Origin of the sequence: Corynebacterium durum, assembly GCF_030408675.1 — a bacterium.
Classification (GTDB): domain Bacteria; phylum Actinomycetota; class Actinomycetes; order Mycobacteriales; family Mycobacteriaceae; genus Corynebacterium; species Corynebacterium durum.
Genome location: NZ_CP047200.1, coordinates 1,522,465 through 1,548,088 on the forward strand (window position 1 = coordinate 1,522,465; position 25,624 = coordinate 1,548,088).

23 protein-coding genes are annotated in these 25,624 nt (G+C 57.6%); 6 read left to right on the forward strand and 17 right to left on the reverse strand.

What is annotated here, in order from left to right; all coding sequences use genetic code 11:
* Positions 1–140 precede the first annotated feature (140 nt).
* From CDUR_RS07055 to CDUR_RS07070, 4 genes are all read left to right on the forward strand, one after another.
* Positions 141–1,538 (forward strand): TIGR01777 family oxidoreductase, encoded by a 1,398-nt coding sequence (locus CDUR_RS07055; RefSeq protein WP_179417666.1) that lies wholly within the window; start codon positions 141–143, stop codon positions 1,536–1,538.
* A gap of 88 nt (positions 1,539–1,626) precedes the next feature.
* Complete coding sequence (locus CDUR_RS07060; protein WP_233453021.1) at positions 1,627–2,985, forward strand: TIGR01777 family oxidoreductase; 1,359 nt, start codon at positions 1,627–1,629, stop codon at positions 2,983–2,985.
* Positions 2,986–3,008: 23 nt separating this feature from the next.
* A complete protein-coding gene (locus CDUR_RS07065; RefSeq protein ID WP_179417667.1) occupies positions 3,009–3,476 on the forward strand; it encodes a YbjN domain-containing protein in 468 nt (155 codons plus the stop codon).
* A complete protein-coding gene (locus tag CDUR_RS07070; RefSeq protein ID WP_006063502.1) occupies positions 3,469–3,936 on the forward strand; it encodes a type III secretion system chaperone family protein in 468 nt (155 codons plus the stop codon). The genes CDUR_RS07065 and CDUR_RS07070 overlap by 8 nt, the downstream gene beginning before the upstream one ends.
* Positions 3,937–4,130: 194 nt before the next feature.
* Here CDUR_RS07070 and nusB read toward each other — a convergent pair whose 3' ends face one another.
* From nusB to aspS, 15 genes are all read right to left on the reverse strand, one after another.
* Positions 4,131–4,715, reverse strand: a complete 585-nt coding sequence (gene nusB / locus CDUR_RS07075; protein WP_290207005.1) for a transcription antitermination factor NusB — start codon at positions 4,713–4,715, stop codon at positions 4,131–4,133.
* A gap of 20 nt (positions 4,716–4,735) precedes the next feature.
* On the reverse strand, positions 4,736–5,299 hold the full coding sequence (efp, locus tag CDUR_RS07080) for an elongation factor P (protein WP_006063504.1): 564 nt from the start codon (positions 5,297–5,299) through the stop codon (positions 4,736–4,738).
* A 41-nt stretch (positions 5,300–5,340) separates the two neighbouring features.
* Entirely contained in the window at positions 5,341–6,432 is a 1,092-nt protein-coding gene (locus CDUR_RS07085; protein WP_179417668.1) for a M24 family metallopeptidase, read from the reverse strand.
* Between the two features lie 39 nt (positions 6,433–6,471).
* Entirely contained in the window at positions 6,472–6,930 is a 459-nt protein-coding gene (aroQ, locus tag CDUR_RS07090) for a type II 3-dehydroquinate dehydratase (protein ID WP_179417669.1), read from the reverse strand.
* 11 nt (positions 6,931–6,941) lie between these two features.
* Positions 6,942–8,018: a 3-dehydroquinate synthase gene (gene aroB / locus CDUR_RS07095; protein WP_179417670.1), complete on the reverse strand. Its 1,077-nt coding sequence runs from the start codon at positions 8,016–8,018 to the stop codon at positions 6,942–6,944.
* A gap of 29 nt (positions 8,019–8,047) precedes the next feature.
* A complete protein-coding gene (locus tag CDUR_RS07100) occupies positions 8,048–8,569 on the reverse strand; it encodes a shikimate kinase (RefSeq protein ID WP_006063508.1) in 522 nt (173 codons plus the stop codon).
* On the reverse strand, positions 8,569–9,780 hold the full coding sequence (gene aroC / locus CDUR_RS07105) for a chorismate synthase (RefSeq protein ID WP_179417671.1): 1,212 nt from the start codon (positions 9,778–9,780) through the stop codon (positions 8,569–8,571). The genes CDUR_RS07100 and aroC overlap by 1 nt, the downstream gene beginning before the upstream one ends.
* Before the next feature lie 50 nt (positions 9,781–9,830).
* Positions 9,831–10,241: a prepilin peptidase gene (locus tag CDUR_RS07110; protein WP_179417672.1), complete on the reverse strand. Its 411-nt coding sequence runs from the start codon at positions 10,239–10,241 to the stop codon at positions 9,831–9,833.
* A gap of 31 nt (positions 10,242–10,272) precedes the next feature.
* Positions 10,273–11,112 carry a shikimate dehydrogenase gene (locus CDUR_RS07115; RefSeq protein ID WP_179417673.1) on the reverse strand — a complete coding sequence of 280 codons (840 nt, stop codon included), beginning with the start codon at positions 11,110–11,112 and terminating at the stop codon, positions 10,273–10,275.
* Positions 11,113–11,143: 31 nt separating this feature from the next.
* A complete protein-coding gene (gene mltG, locus CDUR_RS07120; protein ID WP_179419066.1) occupies positions 11,144–12,295 on the reverse strand; it encodes an endolytic transglycosylase MltG in 1,152 nt (383 codons plus the stop codon).
* Positions 12,296–12,345: 50 nt separating this feature from the next.
* Positions 12,346–12,876: a Holliday junction resolvase RuvX gene (ruvX, locus tag CDUR_RS07125; protein WP_179417674.1), complete on the reverse strand. Its 531-nt coding sequence runs from the start codon at positions 12,874–12,876 to the stop codon at positions 12,346–12,348.
* Positions 12,877–13,140: 264 nt separating this feature from the next.
* Positions 13,141–15,807, reverse strand: coding sequence for an alanine--tRNA ligase (gene alaS / locus CDUR_RS07130; protein ID WP_179417675.1), 2,667 nt, complete (start codon positions 15,805–15,807; stop codon positions 13,141–13,143).
* Positions 15,808–15,872: 65 nt separating this feature from the next.
* Positions 15,873–17,234, reverse strand: a complete 1,362-nt coding sequence (locus CDUR_RS07135) for a replication-associated recombination protein A (protein ID WP_179417676.1) — start codon at positions 17,232–17,234, stop codon at positions 15,873–15,875.
* Positions 17,235–17,287: 53 nt separating this feature from the next.
* Complete coding sequence (locus CDUR_RS07140) at positions 17,288–18,535, reverse strand: phosphotransferase (RefSeq protein ID WP_179419067.1); 1,248 nt, start codon at positions 18,533–18,535, stop codon at positions 17,288–17,290.
* Positions 18,536–18,811: 276 nt separating this feature from the next.
* Positions 18,812–20,608, reverse strand: coding sequence for an aspartate--tRNA ligase (gene aspS, locus CDUR_RS07145; RefSeq protein WP_179417677.1), 1,797 nt, complete (start codon positions 20,606–20,608; stop codon positions 18,812–18,814).
* A 115-nt stretch (positions 20,609–20,723) separates the two neighbouring features.
* Between aspS and ypfJ the strand changes: the two genes are divergently transcribed.
* Positions 20,724–21,611 (forward strand): KPN_02809 family neutral zinc metallopeptidase, encoded by an 888-nt coding sequence (ypfJ, locus tag CDUR_RS07150; protein ID WP_179417678.1) that lies wholly within the window; start codon positions 20,724–20,726, stop codon positions 21,609–21,611.
* A gap of 9 nt (positions 21,612–21,620) precedes the next feature.
* Here ypfJ and CDUR_RS07155 read toward each other — a convergent pair whose 3' ends face one another.
* Positions 21,621–22,355, reverse strand: coding sequence for a hypothetical protein (locus CDUR_RS07155; RefSeq protein ID WP_179417679.1), 735 nt, complete (start codon positions 22,353–22,355; stop codon positions 21,621–21,623).
* Positions 22,348–24,978, reverse strand: a complete 2,631-nt coding sequence (locus CDUR_RS07160; RefSeq protein ID WP_179417680.1) for a DEAD/DEAH box helicase — start codon at positions 24,976–24,978, stop codon at positions 22,348–22,350. Before CDUR_RS07160 ends, CDUR_RS07155 begins: the two co-directional genes overlap by 8 nt.
* 55 nt (positions 24,979–25,033) lie before the next feature.
* Between CDUR_RS07160 and CDUR_RS07165 the strand changes: the two genes are divergently transcribed.
* Complete coding sequence (locus CDUR_RS07165) at positions 25,034–25,618, forward strand: TetR/AcrR family transcriptional regulator (protein ID WP_179417681.1); 585 nt, start codon at positions 25,034–25,036, stop codon at positions 25,616–25,618.
* Positions 25,619–25,624: the final 6 nt, after the last annotated feature.

Genomic DNA, 25,624 nt, shown 5'->3' on the forward strand with positions numbered 1-25,624 from the left:
ATATAAAATTTCAAGAAGTGTTGATTTAATTTTTGTAATTAAGTCACTTATTAAAAATCTTTACACTGCTACCACTATTAGGGTGCATTGGTCGTGTAAGCCATCAAAGCCTGACACCAAAACTCACCTATCCTAGAACCATGACGTTCACCACCAGCCACATCTTGCCATTTGACCAAAAACTCGTGTGGGACTGGCATACCCGCCCAGGCGCGGTGAAGCGCCTAACCCCACCGTTTGTGCCCATGTCGGTAGAAGAGGAAGCAACCAGCCTCGCCGACGGCACAACCACGTTCCTACTTCCAGGAAAACTTCAGTGGGTGGCGCAACACCAGTCTTCTGGCTACATTCCCGAACGGCGCTTCACTGATGTCTGCGTGTCGCCAGTAGTAAAACGAGCCGGAGGGTGGCGTCACACGCACACTTTCGCTGACACCCCAGAGGGCACCACACTCATTACCGACTATGTAGATTCCCGCATCCCAATCTCACACAAAAAGCTCTGCAGCGTTTTTGCCTATCGGCAACACCAGCTCTACCACGATCTCGCGTTTTCATCGTCGCTAGCTCTTACTAGCCCATCTACCAAACCACTTACCATCGCGGTCACCGGAGCGTCGGGCCTTGTGGGCCGCGCCCTGACAGCACAGTTGACCACACTCGGCCACGCGGTCATTCCACTTGTACGCAAAGCCTCTCATCTCGCCTCCACCACCAAACATGCAGCACACCCCCACTCCCATCTTCCTCGTTTCTGGGACCCCGTTAACCCAGCGCCTGACCTTCTTGACGGCGTTGATGTGCTGGTTCATCTGGCTGGCGAGCCCATCCTTGGGCGGTTTAGCCAGAAGCATCAATCTCAGATCAGGGACTCACGCGTTATTCCCACGCTTGCCCTCGCCAAGCTTGTCAGCCAGTCATCATCGTGTTCGACCATGGTGTGTGCGTCGGCAATTGGCTTTTATGGTTTCACCACGATGAAACACAACACCACTCACGGTCTCACTGAAACTAGTACCCAAGGCGATGGTTTCCTTGCCGATGTTGTCGCCGAGTGGGAGTCCGCCTGCGCCTCGGCTCATCCAAAACGCGTTGTCAACGTGAGAACAGGCATCGTGCTCAGTGCACAAGGCGGTGTTCTCCCGCCGATGGCTGCTTTGTTTTTCGCTGGTTTGGGCGGTCGTCTTGGTTCTGGGAAGCAGTGGATGTCGTGGATCGCGCTAGACGATCTCACTGACATATATGTTCGCGCCATCGTTGATCCCACTCTCAACGGACCCATCAACGCCACCTCCCCAACACCGGTCCGCAACAGTGAGTTCACTACCACACTGGCACAACTTCTACACCGACCCTCCCTTATTCCCACTCCGGCATGGGCGCCTGGTTTGCTTGTGGGTAAGCAGGGCACGCAGGAACTGGTTCTTGCTGATCAGAAGGTTCTTCCCACCAAGATAACCAATCATGATCACACCTTCCGCTACCCCACTCTTCGGTCTGCTCTCGCGCACGAACTCGGCAAAGAATCCCTGTTCTAACCCAGTGCTCGGCGGCTGTTCCACAGCAAGCCGCTCAGACATGTCTATGCTGGAATAACAACACGTGTCCAGCCAGATGGGATTGTCAATGAGCTTTACCGCCAGCCATGTCCTACCGTTCGATCGGGAGTTTGTGTGGGATTGGCATACCCGCAAAGGAGCGGCTGCACGGCTGATCCCACCGTTTTTCCCCATGCACCCGGTCAAGGAGGCGAAACGGCTGTCGGATGGCACCACCACCTATTCCCTTCCGGCTGGTCTGCGCTGGGTCTCGCGTCACGACCTTTCAGCGTATCGTCGTGGCCACCGCTTTTCAGAGGTCTGCGTGTCGTCGCCGATTCGCTCCATTGCCGATTGGCGTCACACCCACAGTTTCGCTGACGTGGAGGGCGGCACCCTCATCACCGACGATATTCACACCCGCGCCCCCAGCGGCCCACTCAAAAGTTTTCTGGCTTACCGTCAACATCAGCTGCTGGGCGATTTATCGTTCCTGTCCCGCATAGCAGCGCTTGTCGACGCCCCGCCCCTCACCGTTGGTGTCACCGGTTCCCGAAGTCTGATTGGTCGCGCCGTGACAGCCCAGCTACGTACTGCGGGACACACGGTAGTACAGATCGTGCGGGAGAAAATGCGCCCTGGTAGGCGTTTGTGGGAGCCTTTTCATCCAGCACAAGACCTGTTGGACGGCATCGATGTGGTGGTGCATTTGGCGGGCGAGCCGATGCTCGGCAGGTTCAACGACGACCACAAGAAAGCCATCCGCGATTCCCGCATCGTTCCGACCCGTAAACTTGCGGAACTCGCGGCGTCATCACCGCAGTGCACGGCATTCATCTGCGCTTCAGCCATTGGGTTGTACGGCCCGCACACGGGCGAGGCGGCGGTGACCGAGGCGTCGGAACCCGGCGAGGGTTTCCTGGCGGAGGTTACCCAGGAGTGGGAGTCGGCCTGTGCCCCGGCCGTTGAGGCTGGCAAGCGTGTGGTGAACATTCGGACGGGCGTGGTACTCAGCGGGCGCGGCGGTGTGCTTCCGATCAAGCGCGTGCTGTTTTCTACTGGTCTGGGCGGAAATGTTGGCGGCGGAAGCCAGTGGGTGTCGTGGATTTCACTTGACGATCTCAGTGACATTTATGTTCGCGCAGTCGTTGACCCCACGCTATCTGGTCCGATCAACGCTGTTGCCCCCAATCCGGTGCAGAACCGCGACATCACAAAGGCGCTGTCGAAACAACTTAACCGCCCAGCTCTCATGCCTATTCCATCGTTGGGACCGAAGCTGTTGCGCGGTAAAGAAGGTGCAGCCGAGATTTCCCTTGCTGACCAACGCGTCTCCCCCGCTGTACTATCAAGCAAAGAACATGTGTTTCGTTTCCCCACGGTTGAGGAGGCGCTGGCGCATGAACTCGGCGGCGATGACTTGTTGCCCGACCCAACCAAGCACTAAGGAGCCTGGCCATTCCTGACACAGTGACCCCACTTACCATTGATCGTGTTGCCGAGATTTTCACCAACGAAGATTTGCAATATCGCATCGGCGACGAACCAAACATCCTGCTCAGCGGTTTCCCCAACACCGCCGTTGCCCTCATTATTGACGGCGACACTCTCAAATTTGAGGGCCGATGGCGTGGAGAACCCCCATCCACTGACGCCCCAACCATTTTGGCCGTGGTCAACGAATGGAACCTGACGCAGATCATGCCGGCACTTCACTTTGTGGAAACCACCCCTGGGACGTTGGCACTCATTGTGCACCGTGAACTGCTGACAGAAGGCGGCGTTTCCCACAACCAGCTCGGTGCCTTCATCACCTCCTCAATTCACAACACCCTGGCGTGCTTCAACTGGCTGGAAGAGCAATTCCCCACACTTGTCACCTGGGAGACCCCCGCAACAGAAGCAACCGAGACTGAAGGAGCAGCCGACGATGAGTGAACAAGTCACATCGGTCACCTTTGATGACGTTGTCAATGTTATGGGCGAGTTTGGGATTACCCTCACCCTCGCCGACGATGAACCCATCGGAAGCGCAAACCTCAACGGATATAACGTGACGTTCGCGCTGGTCAACAACACGGCAGTGATCGTGCGGGCAGACAAAACCACTGAGGAAAAAGTTGCCGATGGCAACCCCACCTTCTTCCTGGCCTGCAATCATTTCAATGCATATGTGCACAGCACCAAGGCGGCCGCCGTCAACCGCACAGAAATGGTGATCATTCGCACGGAATGCGAGTTCATTGTGGCCGCTGGCCTCACCCACGAGCAACTGAAGACATACCTGAAGAGTTCCGTGGACAATGTGCTGGCTGCGCAGGAGAACGTGGCGCAACTTGCCGCATCGTTGCAGGGCAACGGCAACACAGAATCGGAAGCAAAAGACACCGATAACTAAGCTGCGGTGAGCGTTGTTGGCCGGTGAATGTCGTGCTCTACCTGTAGCAGCGTGATAGAGCGCGGCAACAAAATGACCATTGAACAACGTTAGTGCAAACTTTGCATAAAAGTATGCTTATCTTCAAGCTTGAAAACAGGGAATTTTTGTACCTGAGTATAAGCACACTTGACGATGTAATGCCCTAGCGAACCTTAGGGCAGCCACCGCAGCCGCGCAACACGCGGTGCCTCCGCCTCGTCGTCACCCAACCCCGAACCCTCTTCAGCAGAGTCAAGCACCACAACGCTATCCGCGAGTTGTATGGCGGTGTTTTCGGCGCGGAGGTCGTCCACGGCACCCGCGATAGCATCAAGTGCTGCATTGATGTACGGCGCTGCCGCATCGGTGGAATATTCGCTGGCCAGTTCCACGCCCTCAACCACGGCAGTTTTAACGGGAACATCTGGGTTGAACAGTAGCTCCCAGGTGGCCACCCGCAGGATGGCACGGTCAACGGCAGGAAGACGTTCCAGCATCCAGTTGTCCAGGAGGTAACGCGAAATAACCTCGTCAACACGGTCAAGTTCCACGGCGACCCCGCCCACGATCTCTTGGGTGTAGGAGGCAACTGGTTTCACCGGCGGATCGGGCTGCTGGGATAACTCGATGCGATCGTCGACGATGGCCACGGGGTCAATGTCGCGCGCCTCGGCTTCGAAAATAATATCCACGGCGCGCCGACGGGCGCGGTAGCGCGACCCGTGGCGCCGGGACTTGTCTTGACGGGTGTTACTCACGGTCACCTTGTGGTTGAAACTTAGTTGTTGACGCGGGAGATGTAGGATCCGTCGCGGGTGTCCACTTTGAGCACGTTGCCGGTTTCAATGAACAGCGGAACCTGAATTTCAGCACCGGTTTCCAAAGTGGCGGGCTTGGTGCCGCCGGTGGAGCGATCGCCCTGCAAGCCGGGGTCGGTGTGTTCAACGCGCAGTTCTACGGATACGGGAAGTTCCACGAATAGTGGCTCTTCTTCGTGGAAGGAAACCTGCACAACACTGCCGTCGAGTAGGAACTTCGCACCCTCACCAACCAAGTGCGGTTCGAGTTCGAGTTGTTCATAGGTTTTAGCATCCATGAACACGTAGTTCGTGCCGTCGTTATACAGGTAGGTCATGTCACGGCGGTCAACGGTTGCGGTTTCTACTTTCACACCAGCGTTGAAGGTTTTGTCCACCACTTTGCCGGACACAACGTCCTTCAGCTTGGTGCGCACGAAAGCTGGGCCTTTACCCGGCTTGACGTGCTGGAACTCAATGATTTGCTGCAGTTTGTTATCAACCTTCAGCACAAGACCATTTTTGAAATCGGCGGTAGTTGCCACGCGTTTTCTCCCTTGAGTTTTATACGACTAGCTGTTTTAGCCTACACCACACGTAGTTCTTTACTTACTTTGGTGATGATTTCCGGCTCACCAGAGGTGACGATGAGCGTATCTTCAATGCGAACTCCGCCTTTACCTGGCACGTAGATGCCCGGCTCAATGGTCAGAGTCATGCCTTCGGCAAGTTCACCACTTCCGGTGGTGGCAGCGTAGGGCAGTTCGTGCACGTCCAAACCGATTCCGTGGCCTGTGGAGTGTACAAAATAGTCGCCGTATCCGGCTGCCTTGATGATGTCGCGGCAAGCACGGTCCACGTCGCGTAACGACGTCCCGGGAGTCGCCGCCTTCACACCCGCCAGCTGTGCCTGCAACACCGTGTCATAGACTTCTTTGGTGAAGTCGGTGGTGTGCTCCATGATGAGGGTGCGGGTCATGTCGGAGTTAAATCCGTTGGCGTAGGCACCGAAGTCGATGGTCACCAAGTCACCGGCTTTGATGACGCGATCGCCGGCACCGTGGTGCGGCTTGGCGGAGTTCGGCCCAGAGGCAACGATGGTGTCAAAGCTGGGGCGTTCAGCACCGAGTTTTCGCATGCGATATTCCAGGTCTGCGGCAATATCGCGCTCAGTACGACCCACGGCCACTTCCCCAGCGGCCAGCATGTCTTCAAACGCCTGAGAGGCAAGCGTGGCGATACTACGTAGGCCGTCCAGCTCTCCTGGATCTTTCACCAGCCGAGATTTTTCGATGATGCCCCGCACCGGCACCAGTTCAACGCCCTCGCCGCATGCTTGTTGCAAGCGCTCATACTCGGCAACGGTAAGGTAGTCAGCTTCGTAACCCACTCTGCGCGGACCAATAATCTCCTTCAGTACTGTATCCGCGCAGGGTCGTCCGAGGATGCAGTCAATATCGGGAACTTCCTCCGCGATTTGGGTGGTGTAGCGTCCGTCAGTGCTGATCCGCGCCGAATGGTCTTTGTTCAGTAACAGCGCCGCGTTCGAACCGGAAAACCCGGACAGGTATCGCACGTGGGTGAGGTGAGTTACCAGTACGGAGTCAACGTTCTGCGCGGCCAGTTCGGCAGCAACGGCGCGTCGCCGGTCGGGGTACTGAGTATCAGCCGTAGCCATGATGTGTCGTTCTTTCTTTTTGGTTTGATGTTCTTCTATCTAGATGAGCGAACCCCAGACAGGTCCAGCGAAATACTCCAAGGCCAGTTCGTAGCCTTTCACCCCAAGGCCCGCAATCACACCAATTGCAATGGGCGAGAGATAACTATGGTGCCGAAATTCTTCACGGGCGTGCACGTTGGAAATGTGCACCTCAATGAACCCTGCGCCATCGGCAATCTCCGCCAGCGCGTCCCGCAAGGCAACAGAGGTGTGGGTGAGCCCACCGGGGTTGATGATCACAGCCGCGCGGCGATCAGCAGCATCATGGACCCAGTCAATCAGTTCGGCTTCGGAATTGGACTGCTTAAAGTCCAGGTCAATTCCATAGTCTTTGGCGCGTTTCCGCAGCGTAGCCTCCACGTCGGCAAGTGTAGTTGTGCCGTACACGTCGGGTTGACGTTTACCCAAGCGGTTCAGGTTTGGCCCGTTCAGCACCACCACTGCTGTGTTATTCATGATTTCCCCTCTCACGGTTCAGAAATCGCCTGGTAGGCCGCCCGTAGTTCATCGTCACTGGTGTCTTCCAGTCGGGTGGTTTCCCCCACACCAGTCAATGCGACAAAACGGATATGCCCATCACGGTTCTTCTTATCCCGCCGCATGCCGGCGATGAGCTCATCGAAATGACCACCCTCATAGCTGGTTGGCAGGCCAACAGATGCCAGGATGCTGCGGTGACGCTGCACCAACGCGGCGTCGATAAGCCCCTTAAGGCGTGCTAGCTCGGCGACAAACATCATGCCCACAGCCACAGCGTTGCCGTGACGCCAGGTGAAATGCTCCCGCAGTTCCACGGCGTGACCAAACGTGTGACCATAGTTGAGGATTTCCCGTAGCCCCGCCTCCTGCAGATCTTCTGACACCACTCGCGCTTTCACCGCAACGGACCGGGCAACCAGCTCCGGCAAATGACCATCCACACGAAGGCACGCAGCCGAGTCGGATTCGTACAGGTCCAAAATCGCGGGGTCGGCAATAAACCCAGTCTTAATAATCTCCGCAGAGCCCGCCACCAGCTCATCCTCTGGCAGCGACCGCAACCGATCCAGATCAACAAACACGGCATACGGCTCGTGGAACGCCCCCACCAAGTTCTTCCCCGCCGCAGTGTTAATACCCGTCTTACCCCCCACAGCGGCATCCACCATGGCCAGCAACGTGGTGGGAACCTGAATAACCTTGATACCGCGCATCCAGGCCGCAGCGACAAAACCTGCAAGATCCGTGGCGGCGCCGCCACCAAGACCAATGACCACATCGCGGCGGCCAAAGTTCTTCTCCCCCAGCACATCCCAACAACGGCCTGCCACCTGCAAAGTCTTGCCATTTTCAGCGTCGGGCAGCTCAATCAGGGTCGTCTCCAGGCCCGCAGCAGAGACGGCATTGGCGAGGGAGGTCGCAGCGTCGATAAGTGCTGGCTGGTAGATAAGCGCAACCTGTGTCGCGCCGGGAGCTGCGGCGGCGGTGCGGGCGATGGTCTCGTCAAGCCCGTGGTCAATGACTACCTTATAGGGGTTCGGTCCGGTGACGTCGATGGTGGGCACGCGCCGTCCTTTCACAAAAGATGGAAAACTCAGCTGATGGTTTCAAGATATCGCAAAATATCAGCCACCACTTTCTGGGGTGTGCGGTGGTCGGTGCGAGCTTTGAACCCGGAAACCTCGCGGTATAAGGGTGCGCGTTCATCGACAAGCTGCTGGTAGCGCACCGCAGGATCGATTCCTGGCGCGCCTGTGACAACGGGCCTGGTGGGTGTTTGGTTGGTGCGTCGCACGCCTTCTTCAACGGAAACATCCACCCAGACGACTTCGTGGTTGGCCAGGAGCGCTCGCGTGGAGTCTGTGACCACGGCCCCGCCGCCAAGGCTGACCACGCCGTCATGTTGGAGTGCTTGGGCCACGTGCTGGGCTTCGAGTTCGCGGAATTGTTCTTCACCGAGGTCCGAGTAGACCTCGCCGCATGGTTTTCCTTGGTCTTGTTCGATGAGGGCGTCGGAGTCAACATGTGTGGTGTTGAGTGCGCGGGCTAGTCGACGCCCGATGGTGGTTTTTCCCGCCCCTGGGGGGCCGACGAGGACAACTCGGGGTTGAGACATCAACTGTTAAACTCCAAACGTTCTGTGACTTTTGCAAGGTAACTATTAATGTTTCGGCTAGTTTCTGAGATATTATCACCTGCGAACTTATTCAACACGGCGCGTGCAAGAACGAGGGTGACCATTGCTTCGGCAACAACGCCCGCTGCGGGGACCGCGCAGACGTCGGAGCGTTGGTGGATTGCCGAGGCAGGGTCTCCGGTAGCCATGTCGATAGTCTTCAGGGCACGGGGCACTGTGGAGATGGGTTTCATAGCTGCTCGCACGATGAGTGGTTGGCCGTTAGTCATGCCACCTTCAAGCCCACCGGCGCGGTTGCTGGTGCGTGTGATGGCACCAGTGTCGGTGCGAATGATTTCGTCGTGGGCTTGGGATCCGCGGCGTCGGGCTTCGGCGAAACCGTCGCCGATTTCGACGCCCTTGATGGCTTGGATACCCATAAGCGCTGCGGCAAGTTGGGCGTCGAGCCGGTCATCGCTGGAGACGTGCGAGCCCAGTCCGATGGGAAGACCATGGACGATGACTTCAACAACACCGCCGAGAGTGTCACCTGCTTTTTTAGCGGCTTCGATCTGGGTAATCATGTCCTGTTCGGCACCGCTATCATAGGCACGAACCGGGGAGGCATCGATGGCATCAAGATCGCTGAAGGTGGGAATGGGGCCTTGATACGACTCAGACTCGCCGATGGAGATGACGTGTGACAATACTTCCACGCCGAGTGTTTCGCGGAGGAAGTTGCGTGCAACGGTGGCGGCGGCCACCCTGGCTGCGGTTTCACGGGCGGATGCGCGTTCCAGGATGGGCCGGGCCTCGTCCATGTCGTATTTGAGCATTCCGGCGAAGTCGGCGTGCCCTGGGCGTGGCCTGGTGAGTTTTGCACCGCGGCCGGAGTTCATGGCAGCGGCGATGTCGGAGTCGCTGGTGTCGATGGGGTCGGCAGACATGATGGTGGTCCATTTGGGCCATTCGGTGTTGCCGATCATGATGGCGATGGGACCGCCAAGGGTCTGCCCATGTCGAACACCCGTCAGCATGGTGACCTCGTCGGCCTCGAATTTCATGCGCGCTCCCCTGCCATATCCGAGACGGCGGCGGGCTAGCTGCGTGGAAATGTCATCACTGGTGATGGGCACCCCTGCCGGCATGTGTTCGAGTAGCGCAATCAAAGCTTGACCGTGGGATTCACCTGCAGTTGTCCATCGAAGCATGCTAGTTATTGTGTCACGGAACCTGGGTCGGAGGAAAACATGCGCTGGTGTTACATCACCCCTGCGTAGTGGTGCCACAACACAACAAGCGCCGTCGCCCCGATCATTCCGGGGCCATGTGGCATGGCGTGTCGCTTGGTTATCAGCAAAAGGATGACGGTGCTAAGCGACGCCCCTCCTACCGCCACGAGCCACCCCCGCCACCCGCACATGGCAGCCAGAATCCCCAGGCTGGCAGCTAGTTTCACGTCACCGCTTCCGACTCCCCCACTGATGTACCCAGATGCTATATAGAGGGCGCTCCAGGCAACCCCGCCAAGTATCGCCAAGGGGTCACCAGCAGCGACGGCAACGACGATAGCCACCGCGAATCCCGTGTAGGTCAGCACATTAGGCAGCCGTGAAAAACACACATCCCAACCAACAAGAAGACTTGCCCACACCCCGAAAAAACTACACATGCACCCCACATGGGGCTTGATTGTAGCAGTTCTAGTGCAGGTCGTTGATCAGTGCCTGCCACATCGCCTCACGTGGCGCAGGAACTCCGGTGAACTGCTCGAATTGCCCATATGCCTGGTTGGCCAGCATCACGTGGCCGCCAACAGCCTTGTGTCCGTTGCGCTGGGTCTGCGTGACCAGCGGAGTCGGCCAGGGTTCATAGATCACGTCAAACACCGAGGTGTGCGCAAGATCCTGCACATGATCCTGGATTGCCGCAGAGGGAACGGTGGACACCAGCACAGCGGATTGCTCGGCCAGGTCACGCAGGGCTGCCTCGTAGCTCACAAAGGTACAACGTCCACCGTGGGCTTCCACGAGTGGCGCAAGTTCTTCAGACCGGTCGGTGCGGTTGACTACGGTCACCTGTGCCACGCCGAGGCTAGCCAGGGCCCACAGTACTGGCCGGGCGGTACCGCCACCACCGATGACAGTGGCGTGAGCGCCCATCAGACTAGCGCTGACATCCAGCTCAGCAAGAGCACCAAATACCCCATCCACATCGGTGTTGTCTGCCCGCCACCCGGCATGAACTCCCTCACCAATGCGGACCAGCGTATTGGCGGATCCAATGCGCTCAGCACGGTCGGTGCGTTCAGTGGCAAAGTCCAGCGCGGCGAACTTTGCCGGCATGGTCACAGAGAAACCCCGGTAGCTGTTATCCAAGGCATCGATGAGTTCTGGCAGTTGTTCAGCGATGCACTCAAATCGCCCATAGCTCCAGTGCTCCAGCCCTGCGGCGCGGTAACCGGTGTTATGCAGCAGCGGCGAGCGGGAATGCCCAATAGGGCTTCCCAACACTGCCGCGCGGTGCGTGATTGCTCTGTTCATATGCCTCACCTACCCTCCTTGCCCTGGAGCATTAGCGGTTACTATCCAGCACGCCGTTGCTGATGGCTTGTTGGGTGTCGCGCAGGTGGGCTTCGTAGGTGTCGTTGAATACGGTTGTACCCTTTTTGTCGATGGTCACAAAGAACAGCCAGTTGCCTTGTGCAGGGTTTTCCACGGCCTCAATGGCTTGGATAGACGGCGATGCAATCGGGGTATCAGGCAGTCCTTCCTTCGCGTAGGTGTTCCAGGGCGTAACCCGCTTGCGATCCTCGTCGGTGGTGGCCACTTCCTGGGAGGTAAGCCCGTAGTTGACGGTGGAGTCGAACTCCAGCTTCATGGGTGCCTTCAAGCGGTTCAGAATCACGCGCGCCACCTTGTCAAATTCACCTGCAGGTGCTTCGCGTTCCACAAGAGAGGCTGCGGTGATCAACTGGTAAGGACTCAGCCCCACGCCCTGGGCACGTTCGACAATGCCCGTATTGTTGTAGGCGGTTGCGGATTTTGTGATCAGTTCGGTGAGCACCGCGCGGGCGTCGTGCTCCGGGTTCACCATGTACTGTCCGGGAACAATGAGCCCTTCGAGACGTCGTGGGTCACCGTTGTGGGCGCGCACGGCGTCGAGAGCCCAATCGGGCACCCCCAGTTCCGCAGGGTCGGTGGTTGCGGCGATGTTTTGCAGGTCTTGGGCGTTGATACAGTTGCGGCTGCCTTCGTAACAGGTGACTTTGGAGATTTGAGAGTAGATGCCGTAGCGGGTTTGCCCACCCACCACATTGATATCCATGAGCGTGGCACCACCAACAATGTCGAGGGCCTCAACCTTATTTGCTGGGTTGACCAGTGCCGCGATAGCGGCGGCTGCGCTCATTTCCCCCTGAAGCCGATAGAACCCGGGCTCAATCGCGGAGGCTTTGGTACTGCTGTTTGCAGCGGTTTGAAAGGCGCTGTTGGATTTCACGATTCCACGGTTGACCAATTCCGGTCCGAGTTCAGAGACTGTGGAGCCTTCTTTGATTTCCACCATTTGCACAACGCCATTGCCATTTCCCTCGTAGTCGGTGGAGTTTCCGGTGGGGAATACACGCTGACTAGCCACGTAAATGATGGTAAAAATAATCAGAAGTAGTGAAGCAATAAGTACTGCAAGTCCGCGTTGGCGGCGTTTGACGTACACAGGTTCCATGCGGCGTGTTCTACGGGTACGGGACCGACGTCGATTGGAGTTGGAAGGCATCAGTAGTCACCTACTTCGTTAGCTGAGTCGCATGCTTGTAAGTAATTATTCCGTTCATCAAGCCAACTTTGCAGTATTTCCACCGCAGCGGCTTGATCGATAATGGTGCGTCCTGCTTTCGCTTTTACCCCGCTGGCACGTAATGCCTGCGTAGCGGTGACGGTGGTGAGCCGTTCATCTGCCATGCGCACGGGGATTAATTTTTCTTCACCAGCTAACCTGCGGCTAACCCTAGAAGCAATATCTGTGGCGTGTTTGACACTGGAAGAGCCTTTGCCTTTCAGCGTGCGAGGTAGGCCAATAACCACTTCTACCACGTCGTACTCATTGATCAAGCGCAGTATGCGGTCAATATCGGCTTTATCGTCGTCATCGAACATGGTTTCCCTGGATATGGTTTCCACCGGCGTTGCCAGGATACAGCCCCGGTCAGAGACTGCCACTCCGATACGCACAGTACCAACGTCCAGTGCCAGCCTTCGCCCCTGTCCCGGATCGTCCCTGCCTGGCTTGTCTGGGGTTGGCTGCATGTGGTTTCGATTCCTTTGCTGTTGGTGTGTCACGCAAATTTTATGCGCCCACAGTTGTTGTCACGACATCATTATGGCATCACGCTGACGAAGCCCGAATGTAGCAATAAAACTGCCCCTTGTAGTCGTAGTTCGTCGTTGTAGCCGCATACACCGTCTCCCTTAACCTAACCGTTATCTACTCCAGGTGTGGGAATACGCAAGGGGCGTGTCGGATGTCATATACCGCACGCCCCTGCATCAGGGTTATGGTGAGCAGATTGACTACAGCTTCTTCAGCCCATCTGCCACAGCAGCAAAAGCCTCAGAAGCACCGTCAATATTGGTGCCGGACCCTTGAGCCATGTCGGGTTTGCCGCCGCCGCGTCCTTCACAGTACTGGCCAACAAGGCCCACAAGCTGCCCAGCTTTCACGCCACGCTCAATAGCTTTCGGCGTCGCTGCGGCCAGGAACGGTACCTTGTTACCGTCATTGGCCACCAGCACCACCACACCGGCCTGATCACTCAAACGGTTCTTTAGGTCTGTACCGACGGTGCGCAGTTCACTGCCGCTAACCTGGCCGGGTAGCGTCATCGTGATCACCTTGAAGCCATTGACATCGTACGCTGCGGCAAAGAATTCCCCGCTGAGCGCCGCAAGTTGACGGCGGTTGAGTTCGGCGATTTCTTTTTCCGCCTGCTTAAGCTTGTCGGTCAGCTGTGCAATGCGGTCGGGAAGCTCCTCAGTGGGGGCTTTCAGCGAACTAGCAAGCCCCGCAGCGAGGGCGCGTTCACGGGACAGGTACTGGAAGGAATCGAGCCCCGAATAAGCTTCGATGCGGCGCGTTCCAGAACCAACGGAAGATTCGCCCAGTACCGCCACAGGCCCAATTTGCGAGGAGTGTTTCACGTGGGTGCCGCCGCACAGTTCCATGGAGAACGGTCCACCGATCTCCACAACACGCACGTTGTCGCCGTAGTTTTCACCGAACAGCGCCATCGCACCCATGGCTTTTGCCTCGTCCAGGGTGGTTTCAATGGTGTTCACGTCCCAGTCAGAATCCACTGCCTGATTGGTGATAGTCTCAATCTCCCGCAGCTGATCTGGTGTCAACGGGTCGGTGTAGTTGAAGTCAAACCGCAGGTAACCCGGCTTATTCATCGACCCTGCCTGCACAGCGGTCGGCCCCAGGACCTGCCGTAGTGCGGCATGGATCAGGTGCGTTGCTGAGTGCGCTTGCCGTGCCGCATGTCGCCATTGCTTATCGACGCTCGCGTGTACCTGATCCCCCACGGACACTCCACCATGCTCCACTACGGCCTTGTGAACCCACAGCTTCTTGCCGATCTTTTGCACATCGCCCACACGCAGCACCGAATTCCCGGCAGTGATTACACCGCGGTCGCCCAGCTGCCCACCCGATTCAGCGTACATGGGCGTGATGTCCACGATAACCTCAACGGACTCGCCTTCGTGGGCTTCAGTCCGCAGTTCACCGTCCACCACAAGCCCCAAAACCTTGGCATCACTCTCCAGCTCGTCAAAGCCGGTGAATGTGGTGGGGTGTTCGTCAACAAACTCACGGTAGATGGACAAATCCACATGACCGTGCTTCTTAGCTTTGTTGTCCGCCTTGGCCCGGGCGCGTTGCTCAGCCATCAACGCGTTAAAGCCTTCCTGGTCCACATCAAGCCCAGCCTCAGCAGCCATTTCCAAGGTGAGGTCAATGGGGAAACCATAGGTGTCGTGCAGCGTGAACGCTTGCGCGCCAGCCAACGTGGTGGAACCGCTGGCTTTGACTGAGGCTGCGGCCTCTTCAAACAGGCTGGTACCGGATTCGAGGGTACGAAGGAACGCCTTTTCCTCATTCACAGCAGTTTTGAGGATGCGCTCGCGGTTATCAGCAATCTCCGGATAAGACGGTGTCATCGTATCCATGATGGTGTCCATGAACACACTCATCGTCTCTCCCTGCGCGCCAAGCAGGCGTGCAGAGCGAATGATACGTCGCAGCAGGCGGCGCAGGATATAGCCACGCCCCTCGTTACCAGGGGTAACACCATCAAGAATGAGCATCATTCCGGTGCGGGAATGGTCAGCGATAACGCGGAACCGCACGTCGTCCTCGTGCTTTTTCCCATAGGTCGCGCCGCTGAGTTTTTCGGCAGCGTCAATTACTGGGCGCAGCAGGTCTGTTTCGTAAACGTTGTCCACGTCTTGGAGAAGGCAGGCCACGCGTTCCACACCAAGCCCGGTATCAATGTTCTTCTTTGGCAGGTCACCGACGATCTCAAAGTTGTCTTTACCAGTACCCTCGCCGCGTTCCTTCTCCATGAACACGAGGTTCCAGATCTCCATGTACCGGGAGTCGTCGACGACGGGGCCACCTTCCTTTCCGTACTCCGGGCCGCGGTCGTAGTAAATCTCCGAGGACGGACCACAGGGACCAGGAATGCCCATGGACCAGTAGTTATCGGCCATGCCTAAACGCTGGATTCGCTCAGCGGGCAGTCCGATTTTCTTTTCCCAAATGTCGGCAGCTTCGTCGTCTTCAAGGTAGACGGTGACCCATAGACGTTCAGGATCCAACCCGTAGCCACCATCCTCAACTGATGAGGTCAACAGCGACCAGGCGTTTTTAATTGCTCCTTCTTTGAAATACTGCCCAAAGGAGAAATTGCCCGCCATCTGGAAAAACGTGTTGTGGCGGGTAGTGATGCCCACTTCTTCAATGTCCAGGGTACGCACACATTTCTGAATCGACGTGGCCGTACCATTCGGAAATGGCGGGTTTTGCTGACCCAGAAAATACGGTTTAAAGGGCACCATGCCAGCATTGACAAACAGGAGGTTAGGATCATCCAGGATCAGCGACGCGCTGGGAACCTCAGTGTGTCCCTCGTTGACAAAGTGCTGAATAAAGCGGTCTCTGATCTCATGTGTCTGCACGGCAGAATTCCTCGCTATGAGTTGACGTTTTTCTAACAGCGGATTACTTTACCACGCTCGGCATTCTAGTTGTGACCTCGAATAATACGGCGTAGGCGACCAAGAAACTCGAACTGACGTTTTTCCGACCCATGCTCGGTGGGTTCGTAATACACGGCATCATCAAGATCCTCGGGAATGTAGCGCTGTTCCACCACTCCCCTCGGATCATCATGGGGATACTTATAGCCCACCGCGTGACCCAGCTCCTTGGCACCGGAATAGTGCCCGTCCCGTAGGTGCGCAGGTACCGCGCCGCCTTTACCTGCGGCAACATCGGCCATCGCAGCGTCGATAGCCTTACATACGGAGTTGGATTTTGGCGCCGTCGCAAGGTGGATGGTGGCTTGCGCCAGATTCAAACGAGCTTCGGGCATACCGATAAGCTGCACAGCCTGCGCGGCCGCAGTGGCTGTCTGCAACGCCGTAGGGTCCGCCATTCCAATGTCTTCGCTGGCGTGAATGACAAGACGACGAGCGATAAAACGAGGGTCTTCACCGGCCACAATCATGCGCGCCAGGTAATGCAGGGCCGCATCCACGTCGGAACCGCGAATGGACTTAATAAAAGCACTAGTGATGTCGTAATGCTGGTCACCATCCCGGTCGTAGCGAACCACAGCACGGTTGACATTATCCCTGATGGTGGCAACATCCAGCTCACCACTATCGACGACCGCCTCGGCTGCGGCCTCCAGGTATGTCAGCGCCCGGCGCGCATCCCCGCCTGCAAGGAGAACGAGTTGGTCGAGGGCCTCATCAGTGATGGTGATGCGGTTGTCTAAGCCACGTGGATCGGTGAGGGCGCGGGTGAGCACGGTGCGAATCGCGGCGTCGTCAAGCGAGTGGAGTTGAAGGAGCAGAGAGCGGGACAGCAGCGGCGACACGATGGAGAAGGAAGGGTTTTCTGTCGTGGCCGCAACGAGCAGGACGGTGCGATTTTCTACGGCAGAAAGTAGTGCGTCTTGCTGGGTTTTGGAAAAGCGGTGAACTTCGTCGATGAAGAGGACGGTGCGGATTCCGTGGATGAGGTCGCGCCGGGCTTGGTCGATAACGATGCGGACTTCTTTGACGCCGGAATTGAGCGCAGACAGTCCCACGAAGCGATGTCCTGTGGCGGAGCTTAGAAGTGAGGCGATGGTGGTTTTCCCGGTGCCGGGTGGCCCGTAGAGGATGACGGATGCTTCGCCGGAGCCTTCCACGAGCCGTCGTAGTGGTCGGCCTTCGCCGAGGAGGTGTTCTTGTCCCACCACGTCGTCAAGGCTGCGGGGCCGCATGCGGGCCGCCAGCGGCGCGTGATCACCGGGGTGGAAATAGTCGCTGGTGGGTTGGGGAGGTTCAGTGTGGGTGCTGGGGAACAGCGAGTCTTGGGATGACGTGTTGTTCATGGCCTGGCACCGCCTCCTTGATTTGTTTTTCCTGGTTTGTTTTCCCTGGTTTATTACTGCTCCATTGCTTGTAGGCGTTCTACCACTGAGTTGGCGAATGCCGCCACTTCGGGGAAGCGGGGATCGTCGCCACGTGAAGCGTAACGAGTGAGCGCTTCGAAAGTTTCCAGGAGGTCTTGGCGTGCGATGCTTCCTTCACCGACGATGGAACCGAGGCTTGGGTTGGAGAGCACGTCGTCGAACGGGTCTATGTTGGCAGTTGCCAGGGCTTCGGTGGCTGCGTCGGGTATATCGGAGTCGGAGTCTGGACGGTTTCCCAGCTCGGAGACCAGCTGGTTCATGGATCCGAAGTAGAGGTAGGAGATGCTTGCCAATGCCCAGCCGATGAGTGCGGTGACGATGCGCGCTTGAAGGCGAACACGGTTGTTGACGTTGGGCCAGATTCCGCTGACTTCCCGCACCCAGGATTCGATGAAGGCGTCTGCCTCTACATCCGTAATGGTGTGCGGGAACAGGAATTGTGGGAATCCGGCGACAACACAAGCGACATCGAAGGTGGAGTCCCGGAATCCGGCCCATTCGTAGTCGAGGAACTGCGTGCGCTCGGCATAGATGATGTTGTCGGGTGACAGGTCGAAGGGTGTAAAGGCTCGGTGTTGGCCGGACGCTAATCGACGCTGCGCGTCAGTGGCGAAGTCCCGAACAACGTGCGGTACCTGCACGTCAGCGTTGCTCAGTAGCTCGACGCCATTGTCAATAGAGACCAACAGAGAGGCGTCACGCATTTCGTGCAGTTCAGCGGTGTCTGGGTATCGGCTGAGCATGCGGGTAAGCAGAATGTCAAAGTGCCGCTCCCGGTCGGCCGTGCCTGCGTGCATGCGTCCGATGGACTGACCAAGGTTACGCAGGAGTTGCAGGCGCTGTTCAGGCCCTGAGTAGTTGAGCAGGTCGGCAAACGTCTCGCCTTCCCCAGAGTCGGAGATAACAAGCAGCCTGCTGTCAATGTCATAGGCCAAAAGGACGGGTCCCGGGCGGACGTCTTTGGGCAAAGATGTGGTGAATTGATAGGACACTACTTCCCTGATCAGGGCAGCGTCGTCCATGCTGTCATTGGTGGCGGGAGTGTATTTCAGCACCACGGAGCGTTGTTGAAGGAATGGTGAGGGGGCGACGCGGGCGCGGAGCACAATGGCGGTGCCGGATCCGCCGAGTTTTTCGATGTCCGTGAGTGACTGGGTTCCGCCGAATCGTTTGGATAGCAGTTCCTCGGCGACAGCCACGATCTCGTCGGTGCCACGCATCATCAACCCGTCTCCTTGTCAAAAATAAACGCAGTACATACCAGCTCAGGTGAACGCACCACTACCAGCCACTGTAGTGACAATACGACAGCAGCGTTATTTTGTATCAAAAATATGCATGAAAAGCCTGTGGTGTATGTCGCAGCAGCGATACACGCAGGACTGCGGGGGTGAGTGACTGTTCAGCGACCAGGCACAGTGAGTGGCGGCCCCGAAGTCCGTGCACTCCTGTGGGCCGCCATGCCTTTCACCACCTTTATGGTGTCCGTGTTGTGTTCAGCTTTTCTCGGCCTTTGGCTTTGGTTTCGCGTCTATCCCCGCCTCTTTGCGCTGTGCCGCAGTGATCGGAGCGGGGGCATCCGTCAACGGATCAACACCACCGCCTGACTTGGGGAAGGCAATCACGTCGCGGATGGACTCAAAGCCACCCAACAAGGAGACAATGCGGTCCCAGCCGAAGGCGATACCGCCGTGTGGCGGGGCACCGAAGGCGAAGGCATCAAGGAGGAATCCGAACTTCTCTTGGGCTTCCTCATCCGTGATACCCATGACGGCAAATACGCGTTCCTGCACGTCACGACGGTGAATACGAATGGAACCGCCGCCGATTTCGTTGCCGTTGCACACGATGTCATACGCATAGGCCAGAGCGGCACCGGGGTTGGTGTCAAAAGTATCCAGGCTTTCCGGTTTCGGTGAGGTGAAGGCGTGGTGCACTGCGGTCCAGGCAGAATGCCCCAGTGCTACATCACCGGATGCCTTTGCGTCGGCGGCAGGTTCAAACAGGGGTGCATCGACAATCCAGGTGAATGCCCACTCCCCTTCTTTGATCAGGCCAAGGCGCTGCGCGATCTCATCGCGGGCAGCGCCCAACAATGCGCGGGACGATTTCGCGTCACCTGCGGCGAAGAAAATGCAATCACCAGGTTTCGCACCCACGTGAGCGGCAATGCCAGCGCGTTCTTCCTCAGTAATGTTCTTAGCCACCGGGCCGGACAGTTCACCGTCTTCACCGACAAGGATGTAGGCCAGACCTTTTGCGCCGCGTTGCTTAGCCCAGTCCTGCCAGCCATCAAGCTGACGACGCGGCTGGGAGGCACCACCGTCCATGACCACGGCCCCCACATAGTCGTTCTGGAACACGCGGAAGGACGTGTTGGCAAAAAAGTCTGTGCATTCCACAATCTGGATGTCAAAACGCAGGTCGGGTTTGTCGGAACCATAGAGGCGCATGGCATCGGCGTAGGTCATGCGTGGGATAGGGGTGGAAATCTCGTATCCAATGAGCTTCCACAACGCCACCAAAATTTCCTCAGCCAGGGCGATCACATCGTCCTGGTCCACAAAACTCATTTCCACGTCCAGCTGGGTGAATTCCGGCTGGCGGTCGGCGCGGAAATCCTCATCACGGTAGCAGCGCGCAATCTGGTAGTAGCGTTCCATGCCTGCAACCATGAGCAACTGCTTAAACAGCTGCGGAGATTGCGGTAGCGCATAGAACGTACCAGGCTTCAGGCGCGCCGGAACCAGGAAGTCGCGGGCGCCCTCCGGGGTGGAGCGGGTGAGAGTGGGGGTTTCAATTTCCACAAAGTCATGGGAATCCAACACGGCTCGGGCGGCACGGTTGGCGGCAGACCGCAGGCGCAAAGCCTCCCCCTGGGTGGGGCGACGAAGATCCAAGTAGCGGTACTTCAAACGCGTTTCCTCACCGACTTCACCGGAGCTAGACGCGGCATCGTCTACCTGGAATGGTAGGGCGGCAGATTCGTTGAGGATGTCCAATTCGGTGACGTTGAGCTCTACATCGCCGGAGGCAAGGTTGGGGTTTTCGGAACCTTCGGGGCGTTGTTCCACCACGCCGGTGACACGAACACAGAATTCGCTGCGGAGATGGTGCGCACGTTCAGCGACATCGCTGTTGCGGAACACAACCTGGGCGATACCGGAACGGTCGCGCAGGTCGATAAAAATAACGCCGCCGTGGTCGCGTCGGCGAGAAACCCAGCCAGTTAAGGTGACTGTCTGACCTGCTGTTTCTTTACGCAGATCACCCGCGAGATGTGTGCGCAGCACGTGAATTGGTTCCTTCCCATCGGAATTGTAAAAAGTCTCTGCCGGGCGATTCTACCTGCCTTACTGCAGAGTGTAAGCATTTGCCCCCTTTGGTAAGTATGGCAAGATCAGCACTATGACGTTTCGTGGTGATCTACGCAAAACCTCCGACCGTGCCCAACGCACCGGGGGCGGTGGCGGCGGGACCATCGCCGTGGGCGGCGGCATAGGCACTCTTGTGTTGGTCGGGCTTTTCCTCCTGCTGGGCGGAAACCCCTCCGACATCGGCCAGATCATTGGTAATGAGCAGCAACAAAGCCAGCCCGCACTCCCTCAAGGTTCGCAACATCCCTGCGAAACGGGTGAAGATGCCAACAAGTACGTTGATTGCCGCGTGGAGTTGACCGGACAGTCTTTGGACCGCGTGTGGTCATCCATTCTGCCCCAACAAGCGGGGATTGCCTACACAAAACCCGGGCTTACGATGTTCACCAACTCCACGAACACGGGGTGCGGGCGCGCGTCCTCCAGCACTGGCCCCTTCTACTGTCCCAGCGACAAAACCGCGTATTTTGACGTATCGTTTTTTGAGCAGCTCACCTCACTGGGTGGTGCGAATGCCCCATTGGCCCAGGAATATATTGTCGCGCACGAATTCGGCCACCACATTCAGCAATTGGAAAGCACGCTGGGCCTGAGCAACTACAACGACCCGGGTGAGGATTCCAACGCCGTGAAAATTGAGTTGCAGGCCGACTGTTATGCCGGCATCTGGGCGCACCACGCACAAAAAGGCCCTGATGCTGACCTGGAGCCGATTACCGACCAGCAGGTGCAGGATGCCGTGGATACTGCCCGCGCGGTCGGCGACGACAACATCCAGCAGCGTTCCGGCGGCGGTGTCCGCCCCGATACCTGGACCCACGGCTCGTCTGATCAGCGCCAGCAAGCCTTCCTGGCGGGATACCGTGCGGGCACTATGAGCGCCTGCGACACGTTGGAACGTGGCGCTTACCAGGGGTAGTGCCCTTCTTTAACCGTTCTGAGCGAACCTTGCTCTTCGCTCCTCCACGCTTCGGTGTGTGCACCAATCGCAATTGTCGTTGCCCGTGGTGTGCCAATGGCAGCACGATGCCCGGAAAAACTGCGCCTCCTCAAACCATCCATAGGTGCTGAGCGGTCGCCCGTCACCAATTGCGTGCTCTAACAGGTCTTCTCCCACTGCCCCATGAAGGCCACAATGCTCGTGACGACGCCGCGCATTCCGCACAACCCCACCAACCGTTGCGGCTACATTGCCATGAAGGTTGGCACGCCCCACCCCAGTTCCGGCACGGAAGGCATCCACCAGCGGTTCCATAAGCGTGGATACGTGATGCATACACTTAGCGGCGCTGCCATGAACCGTGTGCCACGAGGCCACGTGCAGCTCGGTCGCACCGCCATGAGTTATCCGTAGCGCTGTCTCATCTGGCGCAAGTACTGGAACGTTACCCGTGAGCAGCCATGTGCCAACCACAATGCCAACAAGGCGGTGGGCACAGCGTTGAAAGCTTAAAGACCCGGCAAAGCGCAGCCGTGGAGTCCCGTAATGTGCATGGAAAACCTGAGCAACTTCTCGTGCTTTACCGGCATCAGCGAGGTCGGAAAGCAGTACCATCTCAGATTCGTCAGGCAGCTCACCCACATGGAGTTTGTATTGGAAAGACATGCCGCGCAGGTTGGCGACGAGCGTGGCTACATCTCCATTCCCATCACGTTCATTCATTATCAATGCCCAATCGTTGGCGCTCAGCCTTGATTACCGCTGCCGCGAGTTGCTGTTCGCTCACATCCACAGCATCGGCAACACCCGCAGATTCAGAAGGACGAGCGTAGTGCTCAAACAACTGCCGTTTTCCAGCGAGAAGTTCCAAGAGGCGTTCGTCCACCGTATCATCGCCGATCAAGCGGTGAACGTTGACTGCGGTGGTTTGTCCCATGCGGTGCGCCCGGGCGATCGCTTGGTCTTCAATCGTGGGTTTCAGCTGCGGTTCGGCAATAATCACCACGCTGGCGCTTTGAATGTTCAGCCCCACCCCACCAGCAGTTATCTGGGCGAGTAGCGTACTGCCAGCCGGTGCCTTACCCAGGGCATCAACGTAGTCTTGCCGCTTGTTTGGAGGAGTCGCCCCCGTAATGACCCCTGCGACCAACTCAGGGTCGAGTGCACCGGCGATAGCATCAAGTACTGTGCGAAAGTAGGAGAAGATGATGGCGCGATGGTTGTTGTCGCGGGCATCGTCAAGTATTTCCTTGATGCGGGTGATTTTGGCTGGCTCACCCGGCGCGAGAAAGGCAGCACGGCGAATGTCCATGAAGGAGCCTTGTTCCACGGCCGCGGTATACATGCGCTGGTCGGCGGGAGTGAGGGTGATCCAGTCGTCGTTGTTGATGCGCGCCGGGAGTTCGTCAAGGACATCTTCTTGATTCCTGCGCAAATAGGCTGGGGCGACGCGGCGTCGGAAATGTTCGGCGCTCATGGATTCCATTCCGCGTGTGATCAGTTCTGGCTGGACGTACCCCACCAAGGTGGCGAACTCGGACACGCGATTTTCCATTGGGGTACCGGTGAGCAGCAACGCATACTTGCATTGTGCGATCACTGACGCTACTGCTTGGGCGCGTTTGGATCGCGGGTTTTTCACTGCATGTGCTTCGTCCACAATGACCACGTCAGAGTCGGAAAGGTCCAGCACTCGTGCACCATCGAACGTGCATAGCAGTACTCCACCTGAATCAGCTGATGCCCAGGAGTTACGGTAGAACTCTTTACTAGGGCCGTGTGCGACGAAAACTTCCATAGTGCAGAAGGCGTTCAGTTCGCGTTTCCAGTTGACCATTACCGATGCCGGGCACACCACGACAATGCGTCGCAAACCGTTGGCGTACAGGTGCGCGGCAAAGGCGATGGCTTGAATGGTTTTGCCCAACCCCATCTCATCGCCCAAGATGGTTTTTTGCTGCACCACGGCGAAGCGCGCGCCATAGGACTGATAGCCGCGGAGGAAAAGATTTTTGACGTGGGTTGTGTCCAGCTCCAACGAACGGATGCGCTGGAGAGTCGCGGCATCCTGACGCTCATCTATCCCCTCGGCCTCAATTCGCAGCAGTGACCCCAATAAGCTCTGGTAGTGGGCGGGACGCTGCAAATAGTCCTGCCACACATCGTCGCCAGGATCCACCGGATAGCGCGGCTGGAACAGGCTGGGGTTAGCGATCATCCAGGCCATGTCGTCGTGTGCTTGCGCATAGGCGGTAGGGTCGGTGTACGCCACAAGCCATGGTTCGGTGGCAAAGGAAGGCGGAAGCTGCGTACACAGCTCCACTAAGCGGTCGCGCCGATCACGTTCCACCTCACCCAGAACGTCGGCGCATTGTTCGTAACGCGCTAATATTCGCACCAACGCCACGGCCGGGGGTGTCGGTGCGTCGCCGATCAGTGGTGTGGAGGTGCTCATAGCCTCATTCAGCAAGGTCTGCGCTGCGGCTTTCATGCGTATTGCCGTTTGTTCCCCTACCCCATTTGCTGCGGTTAGCGCGGCTGCGGAGGCACGTAGCACGTCCGCAACGGTGGTCACACCAATGCTGTGTAGGTTGCCAAATCGCAGGCGATCTTTTGTCACCGTTTTCAATGAATCTACGGGCATCTGCGCCATGAGCTCGTGGGCACGCCCCTCGTTCAACGCACGAACATGAGTGTCGGCTGTACGGCGTAGGTTAGGTTCAGAGTTAGGGTCATCGAGCAACGCACGAACCTGCGATTGCACCTGGAAGATCGCATATCCGTCGTAGGATTCCACCTGCGCACCTGGCATGTTCAAGGCCTGACCAATGGCCCGTGGCCCAGGCCCAGACAGCGGGTCGGTGGGCTGCGCATCGGCTGTGGAGGCAATACCAAGAAGCATGCGAACATCCGCATACCGCACGGGGTCACTGACTCGCTGCGCAAGAGCATTGGCATCCGCTATCGCACGGTTCACATCTACCCCACCGAACAAACGCCGCAAAAAACTGGCGGTGGCATCGGCGGCGCTGGCCCGCAGTTGTGGAACGGCAGCTGTGTCATCCATAAACCACCGCAACGTGTCATACGCGCCGGGCCGACTACTTAGTTCAGCGTGAGCATTAATGTGCTGCGGCCACCGCACCCGTGACGCTGGAAAAAACCGCTTATCGACGCCCTGCACATCCACGCCCTCCACGACAGCGTGCGCATCTAGTGTGCTCAGGAGGGAGTGTACGTGTTCCCGCAGCGCAATAAGCTCATCGGCGTGTCCGAGGACATCGTGGAGAGTGCGTTTATCCACATCCAGTTCCTTGCGTAGTGCCTCATCAAAACGGAGAGGCAACTATTAGTTATGATGGTGAAAACCCGCCCCACCTGTTCAGGAGTTGATCAGTCTCGTGCGTTCAGATGCCCTCGCCCGCCGCATTCGTATCATTGAGGCCGCGTGTGAGATCTTCCGCACCAGCACTGACATTGTTCCACTAGAGACCATCGCAGACAAAGCTGGCGTGGGCATTGCTACCCTCTACCGCAATTTTCCTGATCGTACCGCTCTGATTCACGCCTGCGCGGCCTACATGTTCGACAAAGTGATTGAGCTACAGCAATCGGTGTTGGAACGATTCGATTCCAACCCCGAGGCCGAGTGGTTTCGTTATGTGAAAACCCTGGTGGACTTGGGAATCGCACCGCTGGTGTCCGCGCTGGCACCGGATGATTTTCAGGACATTCCGGCAGAAATCACGCGCATCCGCGCGGTGGCATCTGGCCACGGCAGCCAGATCATGGCGAAGGCCCAAGAGCACGGACTTGTGGTGGAAGGAATTCGCCATGAGACCTTCATCATCGGCCTCATTACAGTTGCGCGTGCCCCGGCCCCTGGGGTCTCAGCAATTGATCCAGATATTGTGCACCGACTGGTTAGTCTGTATCTTTCGGGTTTGCATTATGGCCCGCTTGCCAACTGGAATGCCGCGTCATAAACGGCG